Source organism: Rhodococcoides sp. S146-33, from assembly GCF_059489205.1.
In genome coordinates this window covers 39,911-58,839 of the sequence record NZ_JCAJWY010000003.1, presented here as the reverse complement: position 1 = coordinate 58,839, position 18,929 = coordinate 39,911, and the positions used below count along the sequence as shown (strand labels likewise).

Sequence of the window (18,929 nt, the reverse complement as noted above, 5' to 3'; positions counted from 1 at the left end):
CCGATTCACACCACCGTTCGCACCCTCGTGCTCACGGCGGACTTCACGATCTCACCGCTACGAACAGCGATGTTGGACAGCAGCGACGACGTCAGACCGTGCGTGTGCTCGGTCCCGCCCTGCAGATAGATCGACCCCGCGCTCGGTTCACGCAGGACGAGCCGATAGTCCCGCGTCACGCGCGGACCGCGAGTGTCGAACTCGACGGCGTCGAACAGCGGACCGAGGATCTCGGGGAGATCGAGGGACGTGAAGCCGGTGGCATAGACGACAGCGTCGCACAGTACGTCCTCGGTCAGCCCGGTAGGGCCGTGCTCGACGGCAGCCCGGACGCCGGACTGATCCTCGACGGCGTCGACCAATCGCGATGCTCCGTGCACGAACAGCCGGCGCTCTCCGCTGACTCGTTCGGCGTACTCACGCGCGTACAACTCTTCGATCAGCGGCAGATCGACCGCGGAATAGTTCGTGCCGCGGTGATAGTGCAGCAACTGATCACGCAGCGTGTGCGACGACGAATAGAAGTCGTCGACGGCCGTCGGATCGAAGATGCGATTGGCGTAGGGGCTGTCGTCGGCCGGGCTGTACCCGTACTTGCGGAGCACTGCGTGCACCGAGGAATCGCGGTAGGTCGAGTGCAGGTAGTCCACCACCTCGGCAGCGCTCTGCCCCGCACCGACGACGACGAACGTACGATGCGTCCGCGACGGCAGTCGGTCCAGGTGCCCGAGCAGGTCGTGATTGTGGAACTGCCGCGCCGACGCGGTCACCCCGTCGGGCAGGGTGGCCGTCAAACCACCGGCCAGCACGATGTTTCGACCGCGCACGGTGCCGCTTCGTCGGCCCTCGGTGCGGACGCCGAAACCGTCACCGGTGTCGACGACATCGACCGCTCGGGTGCCGTAGTGCACCGTCGCGTCGACCTTGCCTGCGGCCCACGACAGGTAGTCGTGGAACTCGAGCCGGCTCGGGAAGAACGTCTGCAGATTGATGAAGTGGTTGAGTCGGCCCTGTTCGGACAGATAGGCCAGAAATGTGTACTCGCTGCTGGCGTTGCGCTGGGTGGCCAAGTCCTTGAGGAACGAGATCTGCATCGTCGTCCCCGGCAACAGCATTCCGGGATGCCAGGCGAATTCGTCCTTGGACTCGATGAAGCACGAGGTCAGCCGCTCGGCCGGCGCGCACGTTCGGTTGTGTTCCTCGATCGCGATGGCCAGACCGAGATTGGACGGCCCGAATCCGACTCCGACGATGTCGTAGTTCTCGTGCGATGTCATCGAACGCTCGCCCCGGACAGCTGGTCCAGCGCGCCCGGAACCGGCTCGGACGGATCGACTCCGAGGGCCACGATCTCGTTGGCAGAGTCGACGTGCACCACCGAAGGACTGTGCGCCGACAGCTCCGAATCTTCCACCTGCCGGAACGACATGATGATCACCAGATCGCCCGGTGAGACCAGATGCGCTGCGGCACCGTTGATTCCGATGACTCCGGAACCGGGATGTCCTTCGATCACGTACGTCACCAGGCGCGCTCCGTTGGTGATGTCGACGACGTGGACCTGCTCACCCTCGATCAGATCGGCGGCGTGCATCAGCGTGGAGTCGATGGTGATCGAGCCGACGTAGTGCAGATCGGCATGAGTGACTGTGGCGCGGTGGATCTTTCCACCCAACATGGTGCGATGCATCAGGCGTCTTCCTCCTTCGTGCGGACGAGATATGGGGCAACGCTGGCGAGCTTCTCGCAGGTTTCGTCGAATTCGCGATCGGGTGTCGACTGGCCGACGATGCCGGCACCGGCGCGCAGCCATGCCGATCCGCGCTGTTCGTAGACGGCTCGAAGCACAAGGGCTGCTTCGAGTTCCCCCGTGGACGACGCCTTCACGACGGCACCCGAGTACAGACCGCGAGGGTCGTCGAGCCTCCCGATGGCCTCGATGGCCTCGCGTTTGGGAATTCCCGACGCCGTGACGGCCGGGAACAGCGCCCCGAAGGCATCCCAGCAGGACAGGTCCTCACGCAGGCGTGCCCGCACGGTCGATGCGAGGTGTTGGACGCTTCCACGCTCGCGCACGCTCATGAAATCCGAGACCGCGGTCGACCCAGGGCACGCGATGGATTCGAGCTCCTCGAACGAGGTACGGACGGACACAGCGTGTTCGGTGATCTCCTTGGGATCCTGTTCGAGATCGGTCTTCGCTGCGGAGTCGGCCTCGGAGCCGAGACCGAAGGCCCGCGTGCCTGCCAGCGGTTCGGTGGTGACCACACCGTGTGCGTCCACGGACGCAACCAGTTCCGGGCTGAAGCCTGCTGCACGCAGGTCGCCCAGGTGAAGCAGGAACGAGCGAGCCGGGGTGTTCGCCGCGCGTCCGGCTCGGTAGGTGCCCGGCATGTCCAGATCGAACGGAATGCGCACCGTGCGAGAGAGAATCACTTTGGCGTAGTCACCGCGGTGAATTTCCGTGACGGCCTGCTGTACCCGAGCGCGATAGTCGTCGAGATCTCCGCCGACATCGATCGAATGCACTGTAGGCGGCTCCTGGGCGGAGGCGTCCGCGAGTACGGCCAGCACCGCGGCGCGGTCCTCCTCGCTCCCGGTCACCTCGACGTCGTGCTGGTCGGCACCGAATCGGACCTCGACGCGGGGTACGACCAGATGACCGAGCACCTCGTCGGAGTCGCACGAGCCCGTCATACCGTGCAGGTGGGCCGCGAACCCGAATCCGACGAACCCGTACGCATTCCAGGATTCTCGGGTCAGACCGTCGCAGGCCTCCCGCAACGCCGTCGACGGACTACCCGACCACCGACGCACCGTCGGCTCGCCGTTCCCCCACGTGGTCGTGACGACATCCGGTTGCAGGACGATGCGAGCGACCACGCCGCCCGCGAACACCCAGCGTCCTCTGTCCTCGTACACGACGTACTCGTCGAACAAGCCGGATTCGGCCAGTGTGACCACCGTCTGCAATCCGTACTGCAGGGTGGTGGTCTCGGCCGTGCCCGACGCCGTCTCTTCGACAACGGTCATAGTGTGTGCACTCCTGACGGTGATTCGGTCCTGGACCGCGCATCGCGCGCAACCGACATGCTCGGGGCATTGCTGCGCGCCTTCGATAGGCAACGCTAACCTAACTACCCCTGGCGCACAACGGCTTCGGTCGCACGCTGCAGATCGAGGACCGCGATACCCCAGCCGACGAGACGAGACGCGGTCACCACCAGGCCTGCTGCGATTGCGACCGACTCGAACTCGGCTCTGGTTCGCACTCCACTGCCGTGCATACAGAGCATCAACAAATCGAACTCGGCCTGATCCTCGTTGATCACACCATCGTCCGACAGTCGTTCCACCACAATCAGTTTCCCGCTCTCGGACAGGCCTGCTGCCGCGCTCGCCAGCAGCAACGCCAGATCGTCGTCGCGGTAGTGGCCGGTGACCTCGAGCAACAGGTATGCGTCGAACCCACCCGCAGGGTTGTTGCGCGGTTCGGACACGACACTCTGAGCGCATTCGATCACGCGCCCGTGCAGTTCCGGCCACTTCTGCAGATCTCGTCGGACGAGGTCGAGCTCGCTCGGTAGTCCGAGAACGGTTGCCGACATCGCGTCGTGGCCCGTCAGGATCGAGCCGAGCACCACCCCGGATGCGGCACCGGTCACCGCCACCGTGGACAGGCCGTCGAACGAATAGTCCTGGACCAGAGCAGGACCCAGGAAGGCTGCCTCGTCCGCAATGTGGTTGTGATGCAGTTCCGTCAGCCGAGGCGAGCCGGCGAGGTCCTCGCTCAACGTCTTGCCGGTCAGCAGGCTCGCACTGGCAGCGCCGGTGCGCAGGCTCTCGACGAGTCCGGTGATCGACAATTCCACTCGCGCCTCGATACCGTCGAAATCCAGCCAGTGCGAAATCCAGTCGTCACCGAGCATGGCTTCACCGATATCGGCGAGAATCACACCGCCGTCCGAATCCTCGGTGAGCACGTCGACGGACCGCAGGTAGCGAACGAATTTTGCCAGGGCCCGCGAATCGGTGCCGGTGGCCGTGGCCAGTTCGTCGACGGTGCGGATGCCGCGGGAGACATGCAACGGGATACGCAACGTGTTGGCGGCCCTGATCGCGAAGGGGGAGAACATTTCCGCTCGTTCGGCGAGCCTGTCGAACGGCTCGGATTCGCGGGCGTTCAGATCGGGAACTTCCGGATCGTCCGCGCGGGTGAGAACCTCTGCGCGACGCCAGTAGCCGGTGACCTCGACCATCTCCGGCGGCATCGCGCGATCCTCGCGCAGGTATCGCCTGATGCCTTTGAGTGTTGTGGATTCGCCTGCTACCCAGGCAAACACGGTTCCCTCCCACCAGGGCGCATTACGTACGGCTGTTTCCAGCAGGTCTCCGGTGCCGGCAACCGCGCCGTCGCGGTGGACCCAGGTGATCTCGGCGTCGGCGGCCGTCGGCAGTGGTAGTTCTCGCTCGGCGTCGGCCACCTCGACGAACACCCGGATTCGCTCACCTGCTCCGGCTTCGTCGAGGTAGCGAGCAACAGCAGGCAACGCGGTCTCATCGCCGACGAGCAACACCCAATCCACCTCGGCGGGTGCGTGACCCGAGCGCACCGGGCCCAGCAGTGGGATGGAATCACCCACGGCGCAGCGACGCCCCCACGTCGACGCGATTCCAGTGTCGTGAGTGACGAAATCGAGCGTCACTTCGGCAGTCTCGGCATCGACGGTGCGCACGGTGTAGTTGCGGGTCAGTGGCCGCGGGTCCCGCGGCCACTCCACTGTGCGCTCGTGTTGCACCGGTAGAGCCATCGTGCCGTTGTCGTCGAGCGGGAAGAACAGGCGGACGAAGTCGTCGAATCCCTCGCTACGCAGCGCCGGAAAGTCGAAGCCGTCTCGCGAGAATTCCCGCAGCTGCGGCCCACCCAACACGATCCTGCGCATTCCCGAACTGAGTTGCTGCGTGTCGATCACGGTGGCCGTTCGGATGACTTCGGGAAAGACGACCTGAAGTCGATGAGACCTTGCCACTGTGAAACACGCTCCTTAGCGGGAATGCAGATGTGTGGTGCGTCGGGTGGGCCTGGGCTCGGATCAGCCCTGGACGTTCTCGGCGGCGGTGTTCAGCGCCGATGCCACGTCGTCGAGGATGTACGGAATGGTGAGCACCGTCAGGCCGCCGAACGCGAAGTTCTTGTCGACGCTGAGGCTTTCGGTGGATGCGGTACGACCCTGCGCCAGCACGGGCTGAGAGGCCACAGCCGGTTCGGCCAGGAAGCCGCCGAGCGATTCTTTGTCGTAGGCGACGACGAACAGCACATCAGACTTCAGCAGAGAGGCCTGCTCGAGGCTGAGCTCGAAGTACACGGCATCGGGATCCTTGGCCGGGTCGACCTCTTGGATGGTGGGCTCGTTCACAAGACCGAGCTGTTCGAGGAACTCGACACGGACGTCGTCGTCCTTGCTGACGGCGAACGTGCCGGGGGCATTGGGGAGTGCGATGGTGACCGTCTTGCCCTGCAGCGCCGGATACTTCGCGGCCGCGTCGGAGATGGAACCTTCGACTCCGGAGACCAGATCTGCGGCCTCCTTCTCCTTACCGAGGGCCTTGCCCGCGATGGTGAGCTGGTCTTCCCACGAGGTCGTCCACTGCTCGTCCGGGTACGCGACGACCGGTGCGATGTCGGAGAGCTTGTCGAACTCTTCCTGGGTCAATCCCGAGTACGGGGCGAAGATCAGATCCGGGGCTGCGGCGGCGAACTGCTCGACCGGGACCGCTCCGGTTCCGTCGCCGGTCAGCAGCGCCGGGGTCTCTCCGCCCAGGTCGGCGAGCGCTTTCGCGTCCCACGGCAAGATGCCGCGGTCGTCCGCTCCGTACTGTGCGCCGTCGAAGGTCGGCATGGCGACGGGCACGACTCCGAGGGCGAGAACGGCGTCCTGGTTGGACCAACCCCAGGTGGCGATGCGCGTCGGAGCCTCGGGGATCGTCGCGGATCCGAGTGCGGAATCGATGGTGACCGGGAATGCCGATTCCGCCGCAGCGGTGGTGGACTCGGTTGCCGGCGCTTCCTCTGTACTGCTGCAGCCGGCGGCGAGAGCGATGGTGAGCCCTCCGGCGAGCGCAATCGACGCGGCGCTCCTCGTCCACTTCGTACGAACCTTCATCGTTGCTCGGTACCTCTCGACTCGACCACGCGCTTCGGCGTCCCACACCCGACCGGGTGAGGCGACTGACAAGGTAACACTAATGAGGTAATGCTTGCCTCACTAGCTTGCCGCGGTGTCGAGGATTCGACACGTTGCAGACAACGCCTCGTGCCACAATGTCGCGAGTTTCTCGACGCCGTCGAGCACCTCCCCAGGCCAGGTCATCGTCACCCCCAGCACCGACGAGCCGTGCTCGTCGTGGATGTAACTGTCCACGATCAGCGCATAGCCGCACGGTGTCGCGCCACCGGGGGTCGAGTCGAGACTGCTGCGCAACCGGCTGGCACCGAACGGCCCGCCGATTGCCGCGTCGAAACGACCGAGGTAGTTGAATTCGATTGCTGCAGGAGGAGTTCGGCGCAGCACGCCTTCGGCATCGCCGCCCATCCACCGCAGCATTCCGTACGTGGATCCATCCCCCGGTACGGACTCCCTCGACTGCCTGGCCGATTCCGCCAATTCGTACAGAACAGATTCTGCAGCAGCACAATTCGCCTCGGACGCGATCAGTGTGCGGTAATCCTCGCTCCGCGCGGTGATGCGCAGCGGGAACACTGCCGTGAGCCAGCCGACCACCGACGAACCATCCACCCGATCCGACGCGACCCCCGTCCGTCCGTGACCTTCGACGTCCACCAGGAACGACTGCGTGGTCGTGATCTCACTGTCGATCCACTCCGCCGTTGCAGCTGCAAACGTGGCCAACAACAGGTGTTCGACGGAGACGCCGAGGCGAACTGTAGCGGCCGACAATAGTTGCCCACTCTCGTCCTGTCGCAGCGCGAAGTCGACAGTGCGCACGCGGGCACCCGTATCGACCGCAGGATCGAGCGGACGCGCCAGAGGAATCGATGTCGCACCGTCGCCGATACTCACCCAGTAGTCCAGATCGGCAAGAACCCGAGGTGCGGTTGCGAGCGCGAGCACCTCGTGCGCCCACTGCCGCATCGACGGACCGATCGGGCTTCGCTCGGTGGGTGTGTGTTTCCACAGAGCGGCCAGATCGGGCAACAGGATCCGCCAGCTCACGCCGTCGACCACGAGGTGATGCAGCGTGATCAGCAGCTCTCCGGACGACTGTGGGGCGGTTCGGTGTCGCAGCCACACGATGTCGACCATCCTCGCGTCGGCCGGGCTCAATCGGGTTTGCGCAGTTCGCGACTCGACACCGACACGGGCGGCCAGCTCGGACTCGGTCAATCCGTCGACATCGACGATGCGTATCCACCGACGCACGTCGGCAATACCGTCGGGCAACACCGTGAAGATCGACTCGGAGCCGGGATTGCGCTCGAAGCACGAGTGCAGAATCGGATGCCTGGCCACCATCAGGGCGATGAGCTCCGTCAACGAATCCTCGGTGAGCGACGCCGGGACCTCGAGCAACACCGCCTGCGAGATCTCGTCGATGGGCCCATCGAGCGCGTCCATCCACCGCACAATGGGTGTCAACGGCACGGTTCCGTACGGATCGATCGTGACGACATCGGGCTGCGAGCCTGTCGAAACAATCTCTTGTGCAATGCCTTCCGGTGTTCGAAGTGACACGATGTGCCGCGGCGACACCGTGAGGCCCGCAGACCGGAGCCTCGCGGCCAGCTCCATCGCCATGATGCTGTCTCCGCCCAGCTCGAAGAAGTCGTCGTCGGCACCGACCTCGGTCACGTGCAACACCGCAGCTGCGGCCGTGCAGATCTGCCGCTCTGCATCGGTATTCGGGGGACGGCCGGAGCGCGTCGCGAGCTCGGGTTCGGGCAATGCAGAAGTATCGAGCTTTCCGTTCGGTAGGACGGGAAATGCATCGAGCACGGTCAGCGACGCCGGCACCATGTACGACGGCAGCAGACCGCGCAGTCGGGCACGAACGACGTCGGTATCGAGCGAATGTCCCTGTTCTGCCACCACATAGCCGGCGAGTGCGGCATTGCCGTTCTCGAAACCTCGCACCACCACCCGCGCGTCGGCCACGAAGTCGAACTCGCGGAGCCGGACCTCGACCTCGCCCACTTCGACGCGGTGACCGCGAATTTTCACCTGATCGTCCGAGCGTCCCCCGTACCGCAGTGTGCCGTTCTCGGTCCACGCGACGAGGTCCCCGGTCCGGTAGAGCCGCGTGCCGTCTGCCGTGAAGGGATCGGCAACGAATCGGTGTGCCGTGCGCCCCGGCGCATTCCGGTATCCCCGCACGACGCCGGGCCCGGCGAGGTAGAGCTCGCCGAACACACCGGGCGGCACCAGTCGAAGACTTCTGTCCAGCACATAGGCCCGCATGTTGGTCACCGGCCGGCCTATCACCGGATCACAGGACAGTTCGGTGGACGTGTACACCGCATCGACCGTCGCTTCGGTCGGCCCGTAGAAGTTGTACGCCACCAGATTCTGCATGCTGCGCAACCGATTCCACAGCTCGGCAGACACTGCTTCTCCCCCGACCCCGACCGTCGAGAGTGTGTCGATCGAACCCGATCTCATCATCTGCTCGAGCAACGACGGCACGACCTCGATGAAGTCTGCCGACAGCGCGGTCAACCGAGCCGTCAGTTCCACTGGGTCGAGAACTGTCTCGGGATCGATCAAATGCACTGTGTGGCCGCCGAACAGCCACAGTTGCGGCTGCCAGGACGCGTCGAACGCCATCGACCACGCGTGCGCCACGTTCAGAGTCGACTTGCCCGCGCGTCGGGCAGCCGGTTCGTGCACGTTCTCGCGATGCGAGTGGTACAGGTTCGTCAGGCCACGGTGTGGAACCAGAACGCCCTTGGGCACACCTGTCGTGCCCGAGGTGTAGATCGAATACACAGGGTGGTCGTGATGCATCGGTGCCCGCCGTTCGGCATCGGTGATGCCGACCGAATCGGCGGGTGAAGCAGCAAGCGATGCAACGGATTCCGCGGCCACCGTGACCACCGGCTGTGCGTCGTCGAGAATCTGGCCGGTGCGCTCGGCCGGCCAGTTCGGATCGACGGGCAGATACGCGGCCCCGGACTTCATCACGCCGAGGATTGCCGCCATCGTGATCGCGGTCCGCGGGGCCATGACGGCCACGAGGTCCTCGGCACCCACACCTGCACCGATGAGCCACCGTGCGGTTCTGTTGGACACGCAGTCCAACTCGGCGAACGTCAGTGCCGTGGCGGCGTCCTGAACGGCGATCGCATCGGGCTGCAGCGCCACCTGTTCGGCAAAGAGGTCGACCAACGTCTCGGACGGATAGGTGCGCGCGATGCCGGCCTGTTCGTCGGTGAGCCGGTACGCCGTTGCCTCGTCCACGAGGGGCACCGACGCAATGGGTGGATCCCCCGCGTCGGCAAATGTCCGAAGCACTGCCGTCATGGCCGACGCCACCGCCCGGGCCAGCTCGACCGATACTGCGTCGCTCCGATATTCGACGACCAACCGCAGTTCTTCACCCGGAAACACCGTCAACGTCAACGGGTAGTGCGTCACCGTGTGGAACCCGGCGACCGAGACCGAGAAGTCCTCGGTGTCGACACCGGAGGTATCGGCGGCAGCGAAGTTCTCGAACACCACGAGGGTGTCGAACAGCGTTCCCCCGCCGAGTGCCTTCTGAATGTCAGCGAGACCGACGTGATGGTGTGCGGCCACGGCGACGGAGAAATCGCGGAGGCCCGCGAGAACCGACGACACGGTGGCGTCGGGCCCGATGTCGACGCGCACCGGGATGGTGTTGATGAACAACCCGACCATGTCGCCGACACGGTCCAGGTCGGTCGGGCGTCCCGACACCGTGGATCCGAACATCACCGATCCGGAATCGGTGAACGCCGAGAGCACCACGGCCCATGCCGCATTGATCAATTCGCTCGCGGTCACCGATCGACGACGAGCGGAGGCGGCCAGGCGTGCCGAGTCCTGCGCATCCCACCGCATTTCGATCTCTCGAGCCTCGGATCGCTCCTCGGACGGCGAGGCTGTCGGTGCCAGGATTGTCGGCACCACGTCGCCGCCGAGCGCTCGACGCCACACATCGATGGACGAGCCGTCCCGCCGCGACAGCCAACGAAGGTAGTCGTCGAACGACGCCGGAGCCGCTGGATCTCGGCGACGGTAGAGCATGAACAACTCGGTGCCGACGGTCCCCATCGACCAACCGTCGACGAGAAGGTGATGCACGGTCAGTACCACCCGATGCAGCTGTTCCCCGCAGTCCAGCAGGAGAACTCGCACCAGGGGGCCGTGCTCGATGTCGAAGGGGGCTCGATCCCCGTCGACCAGAGCGCGCGCCGAGGGTGATTCCGGATCGTCGACCACGTGCCTGCGCACGTGCACTCGTTCCGTGTCGCGGACCGCGACGGTGACCCCCGTACTCAGGGTGAGAAAGCGTGAGCGCAAAGCCGGGTGGCGCTCGGACAGTGCGTCGAGCGCGTCCTCGAGTTCTCCGATGTGTAGCTCGCCTCGTACCTCGAACTCGGTGGCGATGACGTAGATTTCCTCGAGTCCGTCCCCTGCAGCGACCGACTGGAATGCCAGGCCTTGCTGCAGCGGAGTTGCCGGACGTGCGAGCTCGGGATCGATACCGAGTGCGCGCAACTCGGCCACGTCCCGTGCGTCCAGGAGCGGCGCGCTGTTCTCAGGTTCTGCTGCAGTGCTGACGGTTTCGTTGCGTCCGGCTCGCTCGACCAGTCCAGCGACAGTGCGGCACTCGAAGACGTCGGCGGTCGTGATCGCCAATCCGGCACCCCGTGCGTGATGAACCAAGGTGATGGCGGTGATGCTGTCGCCGCCCAACGCGAAGAAATCGTCGTCGACCCCGATCGACTCGGCACTCGCACGAGTCGCGTCGGCGAACAGCTCGACGAGGCAATGCTCGCCGTCGCTGGCAGCTGCACGTGACCGGCTCGGTCCGGTCTCTGGGATACCGCGCTGCGTCAGCGCCACCAAGTCCGTCTTGCCGTTGGGAGTACTCGGTAGGCGATCGATCGCTACCCAGAACGCAGGCACCAGATAGTCGGGCACCCGACGCCGCAGGACGTCGCGTAGTGCGGCCGCATCGACATCGCCGGGGGTCACGTACGCAACGAGTACGGTTGCGCCCGCGTCGTCGGTCACCGCGACCACTGCGCACGCATCGACGGAATCGATATCGGCAGTGAGGTTTTCGATCTCCCCCAGCTCGACGCGATGGCCCCGGACCTTGACCTGCCGGTCTGCACGTCCGAGGAATTCGAGCGAACCGTCGTCGAGAATGCGGGCGCGGTCACCGGTGCGGTACATCCGTCCGCCGTCCCCGCCCGGGTCTGCAACGAATCGTGCGGCGGTCTCGACCGGTCTACCGAAATATCCACGGGCGACCTGCACGCCCGAGACGTAGAGGTCACCGCCGATCCCTGTTCTCAGCGGACGCAGTCGCTCGTCGAGCACGCCGAGCACCGTGTTGTCCACCGCCGCTCCGATGACGGCCGGGTCGCCTGCGACCCTGTGCACGGCAACGTCGCCCGCCACCTCGGAGGAACCGTAGGAGTTGTGCACCGACGCATCGGGCGTGGCTCCTCCGATCGCATCGATCGTGTTGCTGGTCAACGGCTCTCCGCTGAGGATCCAACTGGTCAGCGAACCGCATTCCTGCGGCGACGTCGTCGCCAATGCCGCGGCGAGTGACCCCACGGCGGTGATCTGCTGGGCCCCGGATCGAGCGAGAAGCTCGACCAACGCCCTCGCATCGGCATACTCGTGATCCTGCGCCAGCACCAGACGTTGGCCCGCGAGAATTCCGGTCAGCAGTTCGGTTGCTCCGTCGATGAACGACAGTGAGCTCTTGGCGATCCGGCTCGTCGGACCGCCCCAGTGCAGCGTTGCCCAGTGCAGACGATTGGCGAGCGCGCTTCTGGTTCCCAGCACTCCCTTGGGCGTTCCGGTCGAACCCGAGGTGTAGACCAGATAGGCCCCGCAGTCACCCGGGATGCTCCGGGCGAAGGGTTCTTCCACCACCTGGGTAGCCGAGCTCGTATCGATTCTCGTCGCGGTCTCGAGAGCGGTCAGCGCGGTGGGGGTCGCATCGTCGACCAACAGAATGTCGTGGCGAGAGTCCGCGAGCACGTGGTCGATGCGCTCACGCGGGTAGCGAATGTCGATGGGTACGAACACCGCACCCAAATCAATGGTCGCGAGCAGTGCCGCCACCATGTCGACGCCCCTGCCGAGAGCAATAGCGACGTGGCTCTCGGTCCCGATACCCCAGCTGCGTAGCCGGGCCGACACCTCGGCCACCCGGGATCGGAGTTCGGTGTAGGTGATCGCGTCACCGCCGACCGTCAACGCGATGTCCTCGCTCGACTTTGCGAACCTGTCGGCGAGGGCCATCTCCAGTGTCGACACTGCCCGTTCCGGGCCGACGCTGTATCCCTGACCATCGGGGGCCGAGAGGAGCTGCGGCACATCGACGTCCGGACGGCTCGTCATCCGGTCGAGCATCTCGACGAAGGTCTCGGCGCACTCCGTGGCCGAACGATGATCGACGGCTGCGACGTCGTGCAGCACGAAAGCCCACAGAGCAGGGTCGGGACCGACGATCAGAGCCATCGGAAAGCTCATATGAGCGCCCAGCACCGTGACCTCGTCGACGGCAGCGCTCGCATCGGAAGGTAGTGCCGGGTAGTTCTGATACACGACGATCGTGTCGAAAAGCGCATCGCCACCTACGGTTCCGGCGATCTCGGACAGTCCCAGAAATCGGTGCTCCTCCAGGTCGAGGTGATCTGTCTGCAGGCGATCGACCACATCCGCGACGGACCCGCTCGTACCGAATCGAATCCGAACAGGCACGGTGTTCAGCAAGAGACCGACCATCGCGTCCGCACCGTCGAGATCGAACGGCCTTATTGAGCTCGCCATTCCGAACGTCACGTCGCCTGCTCCGGTGCGAGCCGCGAGCATCGACGCCCAGGCCACCTGCACCACCACGTTCGTCGTCACACCGCGGCTGCGCGCATAGTTCGCCACGCGTCGGGCCAGCGCCTCGTCGATGTCGAGATCGATGCGCGAGCACGAATTCGATTGCGGTGCATCACCGGCGATCAACGTGGGGCGCTCGACGCCGTCGAGGTGATCCGCCCAGTGCGCCCTGGCCGCGTCGCGGTCCTGACCTGCCGTCCACGCAAGGTAATTGCGGTAGTCGGGTGCCGGCGGCAACGCAGCCGATTCTCCGTGTTCGTAGAGAGCGATGAGCTCCCGAACGAAGATGGCCTCGGACCATCCGTCCATCAGGGCGTGATGGTAGGTGATCAGTACCCGCGGCGGCCGGGGGCCGACCGAATACGAGAACCGAATCAACGGCCCGTCGAAGAACACAAATGCGGCGGCTCTGTCGCGGTCGAGATGATCGTTCCAGTCATCTTCGACAGCTGTCAGTTCCGGTGCCGACGCGCGCGGAACCACCCACACCAGATCACCGTTGCGGCGCTGGCGCAATAACGCTTTGATGTTCGGATGACGCTCGAGTAGGTGCTCGAGAGCTCGAGTGAGGCGGTCGACTCGAACCGGGGCGGTCAGGTCCAACACCGTCTGCGAGAGGTACGGATCCTGTTTCGCTGCAGCAAGACTCGACTGCAGATACATACCGACCTGCAGCGCGGTGAGCGGCAGAACTGCAGCGATCTTGGATTGCGGAGTTGCCGCGGTCTCGGCCGTCGTGTTCGTCACTCACATACTGCTTTCGAATTCGTCGAGCTCGTCCTGGGACAGATCCATGGTGGCCGCCTCGGCAGATACCGCGGGTCGGGCGGTGTCCTCGGTGACGAGCTCCGCCCCGAACATCCGCACCGTTCGCTTGCGCATCACCTCCCGCGGTGCCAGCGGGATGGACGCCGTGCGCGCCCGCGACGCCACAGCGAGTGAGGTGATGCTGTCACCGCCGAGGGCGAAGAAATCGTCGTCGATACCCACCCGGCCGACCCCGAGAACCGCCTCGACGATCTCGCACAACATCGTCTCCACCGGTGTTCGCGGCGGCACGAACGTGCCCCCGCCCGCGGCATCGACAGCGGGGAGAGCCCGCACATCGAGCTTGCCGTTGATGGTCATCGGAATACGCTCCAGCGCAGCGAACAACGTGGGAACCATGTACTCCGGCAAGACTGACGCCAGCTCGTCCCGAATTGATCCGAACAGCGCGGAACGGTCCTCGGACGCTACGCCGTCGGTGGGGACCACGTACGCCGCGAGCGCACGAGTGCCCGCGCCGATCTCCACCGCCCGAACCACCGCGCCGGCAACCGCATGGCAGTTCGCCACTGCCCGCTCGACTTCCGCGGTTTCCACGCGATAGCCGCGGATCTTGACCTGGTCGTCGGCACGGCCGAGATAGTCGAAGAGGCCGTCGGGCCTGATCCGAACCAGATCGCCGGTGCGATACATCCGCTCACCCGGCGACCAGGGATCTGCGACGAATCTGGTTGCGGTCTGGCCGTATCGGTGCAGGTAGCCGCGGGCCAGACCGACACCCGACAGGTGCAGCTCACCGACGGATCCCACCGGAACGGGTCGCAGCCACTGGTCCAGAACATAGGCGCGCGTACCGAGGATCGGCCCACCGATCGACGGGCCGTTGCTCTGCCGCGTGCCGGCACCGAGCGCGTTGATCGTGTACTCGGTGGGGCCGTACAGGTTGTATCCGACGTCTCCCAGTTGCTGCCACAACGAATCGGGAACCGCCTCCCCGCCGAGGAGGACCAGCGGAATCCGATGCCCGTCGTGCTCGTCCAGCAGTCCCAGATCCAGCAGGTGCCCGGCATACGTGGGCGTCACGTTCACCACGTCGACCAGGTTCTGCTCGCAGTATCGCGCCAATGCCTGACCGTCGCGGCGCAATTCCTCGTCACAGACATGCACCTCGTGGCCTTCGACGAGCCACAACAGCTCTTCCCACGACATGTCGAAGGAGAACGACACGGTGTGCGCGATCCGCAGCGTCCGATTACCGGCAGTGTTGATGGTGGGGCCGAAGATCTCGTCTCGGTGGTTGATCTGCATGTTCGTCAGGCCCCGGTACGGGGTGACGACGCCTTTGGGTGTGCCGGTCGAACCCGAGGTGTAGATGACGTAGGCCGGGTGCTCGAGGCGACCGGGTGTGCCGGGCGCGAATTCGCTCGAAACGGCCTCCGACGGGTCTACACGAGCCATCAACTCCTCGGCCACAGCGGGATCGTCGATGATCATCGGATCGGCACCGCTGGACAGTCCACGCGCCTGCGTTTCAGTGGTCGTCACCAGGATCGCCGGTTTTGCATCGGCCAACATGACGTCGAGTCGATCGTTGGGGTAGTCCAGTTCGAGGGGGAGGTAGGCCGACCCGGTGCGTAGTACCGCGAACAGCGCCACCACCATCTCTACGGACCGCGGCAGCGCGAGGGCAACGATGCGCTCCGGCCCGGCTCCACGGCGCAGCAGAGCACGCGCGAACGCATCGACCCGAGAGTCCAGTTTCCCGAACGTCACTCGTTCGTCTCCGCACACCAGCGCCGTCGTCTCGGGGATGGACGCGGCGCGGTCGGCGAGCAACTCGGCGATCGTGGAATCGCGCAGCCGCTCGAGCCTGTCGTCGAAACCGTTGTCCGCGATGCTCATCGATTCGGTTGCCGGTGCAGGCCACTGCGATATCGGCAGATCGGATTGATCGGCAACGGTTTTCAGAGCACTCTCGAAGGAGTCGAGCAGGTACCGTGCGCGATCGTCGTCCACCGAGCCGGGCAGGTACGTCACCGACAGGTTCAGCTCGCTCCCCGGGTCGACGGCAATCGACACCGGGAACTCCGAGCCGTCGACGGTCGAGATGTGTCGCACCTGCCGTCCCCGCGTGGCATCGGCGTCGGCTGCAGGACCGGACGCGTTGCGCAGCACCAGCAGGGTGTCGAACAGCGCACCGGCACCGATCGCCTTCTGAATCCCGCCGAGACCGAGGGTGTCGTGTGCCATCAGATCCAGGCGCTGGTCCTGCACCCGCGTGGCGATATCTGCGGCAGTATCGGATCCGCCAGCCGCGCCCCTGAGCGGAACGGTACTGATGAACGCACCGATGGCACGCTCCGAGCCCGGCACCTCCATCGGACGCCCGGCAACTGCGGTGCCGAAGACCACGTCGGATCGACCGGATACACGCATCAGCACGCTGGCCCAGGCGGCAGCGAGCACCGTGAACAGTGTCGAGCCTGTTTCGCGCGCAACCGAATCCAGTCGACCGGACACCGCCCGCGACAGTCTGCGTTCGACGCGCCGGGGAGCCTCGTCACCGCCCCGACCCGGATCGGCCACCAATGTCGGGGTGTCGACGTCGCCGAACCAGCGTTGCCATGCACGTTCGGACCCGGACCGGTCGCGAGAGGTCAACCACCGCAGGTACTCCCGGTAGCCGTGATCGAGGTTCGGGCTCGCGCCGTCGTACTGCTCCAGAACGCGAGAGACCAACAACGCCGAGGAGCCGCCGTCGAAACACCCGAACCAATAGGTCGTCAGCAGGCGGTCGACACCGTCGGGCAAGTGCACCAGCGTGACCCGGAACAGTGGAGGCGCAGCGATGTCGAACGACCGCTGCCGGTCGTAGGCGAGTACCCGGTTCCACTGCTCGTCGAACTCGCTCGCCGAACAACTACCGAGGTCCACCACCGTCAACGGTGCCTGCACCGTCGACAGCACGACTTGCACCGGCATGCCGCCGTCGGGAGTGACGAACGCTGTCCGCAACGCCGCAGTGGTGTCGACCACCGATTGCAGGGCGTGCCTTACCCCGTCGCCGTCCAGAATCCGATCGACCTCGACGACGGTCCGAACGGTGTAGAGCCCGGCGGCGTGTGCGTCGACGCCGACCTGATAGACCAACCCGAGTTGCAGCGCAGACAGAGGCCACACATCGTCGATGGATCCGAATCGTGCTTTCAGCGCGTCGTATTCGGGCGATTCGAGGTTCGCGAGAGGACCGCGCTCGACCTCGACGGTGCCACCGCCCCTGGCGCGCCGCAGCCGATCCTGCAGCAGTCGACGCTTGACGTCGTCCAGATCCACCGGGCTCATCGACTCGCCTCCCGCTCGGCGCACTGCCTGACGAGCAATGCCTTGTCCACTTTGCCGATTGCCGTAACGGGCAGCGACGTTCGTGCCACCACCCGGTCGGGTAGCTTGAACCCGGCGCAGCCTGCGTCGGTCAGGAACGCCCGCACCTCGGCAACGCTGGGGACACTGTCGTTCGGAGCACTGTCGTTCGGAGCACCGCCGTTCGGCACGATCACCGCGCAGATGCTCTCGCCCACAGCAGGATCGGGTACGCCGATCACCGCCACTCGGCCCACTCCGTCGTGCGTGAGCAGCAGATCCTCCAGCTCGTCGGCCGCGACATTCTCACCGTTTCGCGTGATGACGTCCTTGATCCGGCCGGTGACGATCAGGTGACCGGAGGCCAACTGTCGAACCTGGTCTCCGCTGCGATAGAAGCCGTCGGTGGTGATGGCCGTCGTATTGTGTTCTGCCGCAGCGTAGTAACCGTTGATGGTGTACGGACCGCGGGTGAGCAGCTCGCCCACCTCGCCTACCGGCACGTCGTTCCCGTCGGCGTCGACGATTCTGATCTCGTCGTGCTCGGACAGGGGACGCCCCTGGGTGCCGATCACCACGTCTGGTTCGTCGCCTGCCCGCGTGTAGTTCAACAGGCCCTCGGCCATCCCGAACACCTGCTGCAACCGGCACCCGAGCGCTGGTTCGACGAGCTTGGCGATCTCGGGCGTCAATTTTGCGCCACCGACCTGCAACAACCGCAGACTGGACAGGTCCGCCTCCTCCCAATCGGTGGCCTCGACCCACAGCTGCGTCAACGTCGGCACGAGGGCGGTCACCGTGACCCGATGGCTCTCGATCAGCGCGAACACCTGGTCGGGACTGGGGGTACGGGAGAAGACCACCGTCGCTCCGACCCCGAGCGCACCGAGCAGACCAGGACACGCCAGCGGAAAGTTGTGGGCAGCGGGGAGAACAGCGAGATAGACATCGTCGGCCGTCAACTCACAGACGTCGGCGCTCGCCCGTGCGTTGTACTCGTAGTCGTTGTGGGAACGCGGAATCAACTTCGGCAGACCCGTCGTTCCGCCGGATACCAACAGCACGGCGACATCCGCGGCAGATGCACGTGGAAACTCCCGTGGCGTACCGACGACGGCAGCCAACGGGCTGTGCGAGCCGCACGAACCATCGACGAAGACGTCCCGAATGCTCGGAACCGATGCCACTACCTCGTCGGCGAGCGCTCGGTAGTCGAAGCTTCCGTCCCGCTTCGCAATCACGTACGCCACTGCTTTCGATGTGGCTGCAAGATGGACGATTTCGCGGCGTCGGTGTGCGGGGAGAGTGAGCACGGGAACCGCGCCGCACTCGAGCAACGCGAACAGCACAACCGCGAACGACACCGAATTGGGCAGTTGCACCACCACCCGATCACCGGGCTCGATCCCGCGGTCGGCAAACCCTGCTGCGGTCGCACGTACACGCGAATACAGCTCGTCGTACGTCAGTTCCTCGGCTTCGGCGACGACCGCGCGACGAGAGCCGAACCGGTGTACCCACGACGTGAACACGTCGGGAAGTGTTGTCTCGCGCCAGAGTCCGGCGTCGAGGTACGTCCGGGCTCGGCTCTCGTCGAACGGTACGAAGTCGGCTGGGTTCTCGATATCTGGGTGCTCGATGACTGGGTGCACTGTGGATTCCCGATCGTGGAAGGTGTGAGTG

Annotated in this window: 8 protein-coding genes; all 8 read right to left on the bottom strand. The window is 65.2% G+C overall.

The features are described from left to right. Window positions 1-5 precede the first annotated feature (5 nt). The 8 genes from AC5WEY_RS15875 to AC5WEY_RS15840 all read right to left on the bottom strand — a co-directional run bounded on the left by AC5WEY_RS15875 (window position 6) and on the right by AC5WEY_RS15840 (window position 18,898). Window positions 6-1,277: a lysine N(6)-hydroxylase/L-ornithine N(5)-oxygenase family protein gene (locus AC5WEY_RS15875; RefSeq protein ID WP_495646625.1), complete on the bottom strand. Its 1,272-nt coding sequence runs from the start codon at window positions 1,275-1,277 to the stop codon at window positions 6-8. Further along, window positions 1,274-1,690, bottom strand: a complete 417-nt coding sequence (gene panD, locus AC5WEY_RS15870) for an aspartate 1-decarboxylase (protein ID WP_057476344.1) — start codon at window positions 1,688-1,690, stop codon at window positions 1,274-1,276. The genes AC5WEY_RS15875 and panD overlap by 4 nt, the downstream gene beginning before the upstream one ends. After that, window positions 1,690-3,033, bottom strand: coding sequence for a salicylate synthase (locus AC5WEY_RS15865; protein ID WP_495646624.1), 1,344 nt, complete (start codon window positions 3,031-3,033; stop codon window positions 1,690-1,692). Before AC5WEY_RS15865 ends, panD begins: the two co-directional genes overlap by 1 nt. A 104-nt stretch (window positions 3,034-3,137) precedes the next feature. Next, window positions 3,138-5,030, bottom strand: coding sequence for an SIP domain-containing protein (locus AC5WEY_RS15860; RefSeq protein WP_495646623.1), 1,893 nt, complete (start codon window positions 5,028-5,030; stop codon window positions 3,138-3,140). A 63-nt stretch (window positions 5,031-5,093) separates the two neighbouring features. Further along, window positions 5,094-6,164, bottom strand: coding sequence for an ABC transporter substrate-binding protein (locus AC5WEY_RS15855; RefSeq protein ID WP_495646622.1), 1,071 nt, complete (start codon window positions 6,162-6,164; stop codon window positions 5,094-5,096). A gap of 102 nt (window positions 6,165-6,266) precedes the next feature. Beyond that, window positions 6,267-13,865 (bottom strand): amino acid adenylation domain-containing protein, encoded by a 7,599-nt coding sequence (locus AC5WEY_RS15850; protein ID WP_495646621.1) that lies wholly within the window; start codon window positions 13,863-13,865, stop codon window positions 6,267-6,269. Then, a complete protein-coding gene (locus tag AC5WEY_RS15845; protein WP_495646620.1) occupies window positions 13,866-17,228 on the bottom strand; it encodes a non-ribosomal peptide synthetase in 3,363 nt (1,120 codons plus the stop codon). Beyond that, entirely contained in the window at window positions 17,225-18,898 is a 1,674-nt protein-coding gene (locus AC5WEY_RS15840; protein WP_495646619.1) for a (2,3-dihydroxybenzoyl)adenylate synthase, read from the bottom strand. Before AC5WEY_RS15840 ends, AC5WEY_RS15845 begins: the two co-directional genes overlap by 4 nt. Between the last annotated feature and the right edge of the window lie 31 nt (window positions 18,899-18,929).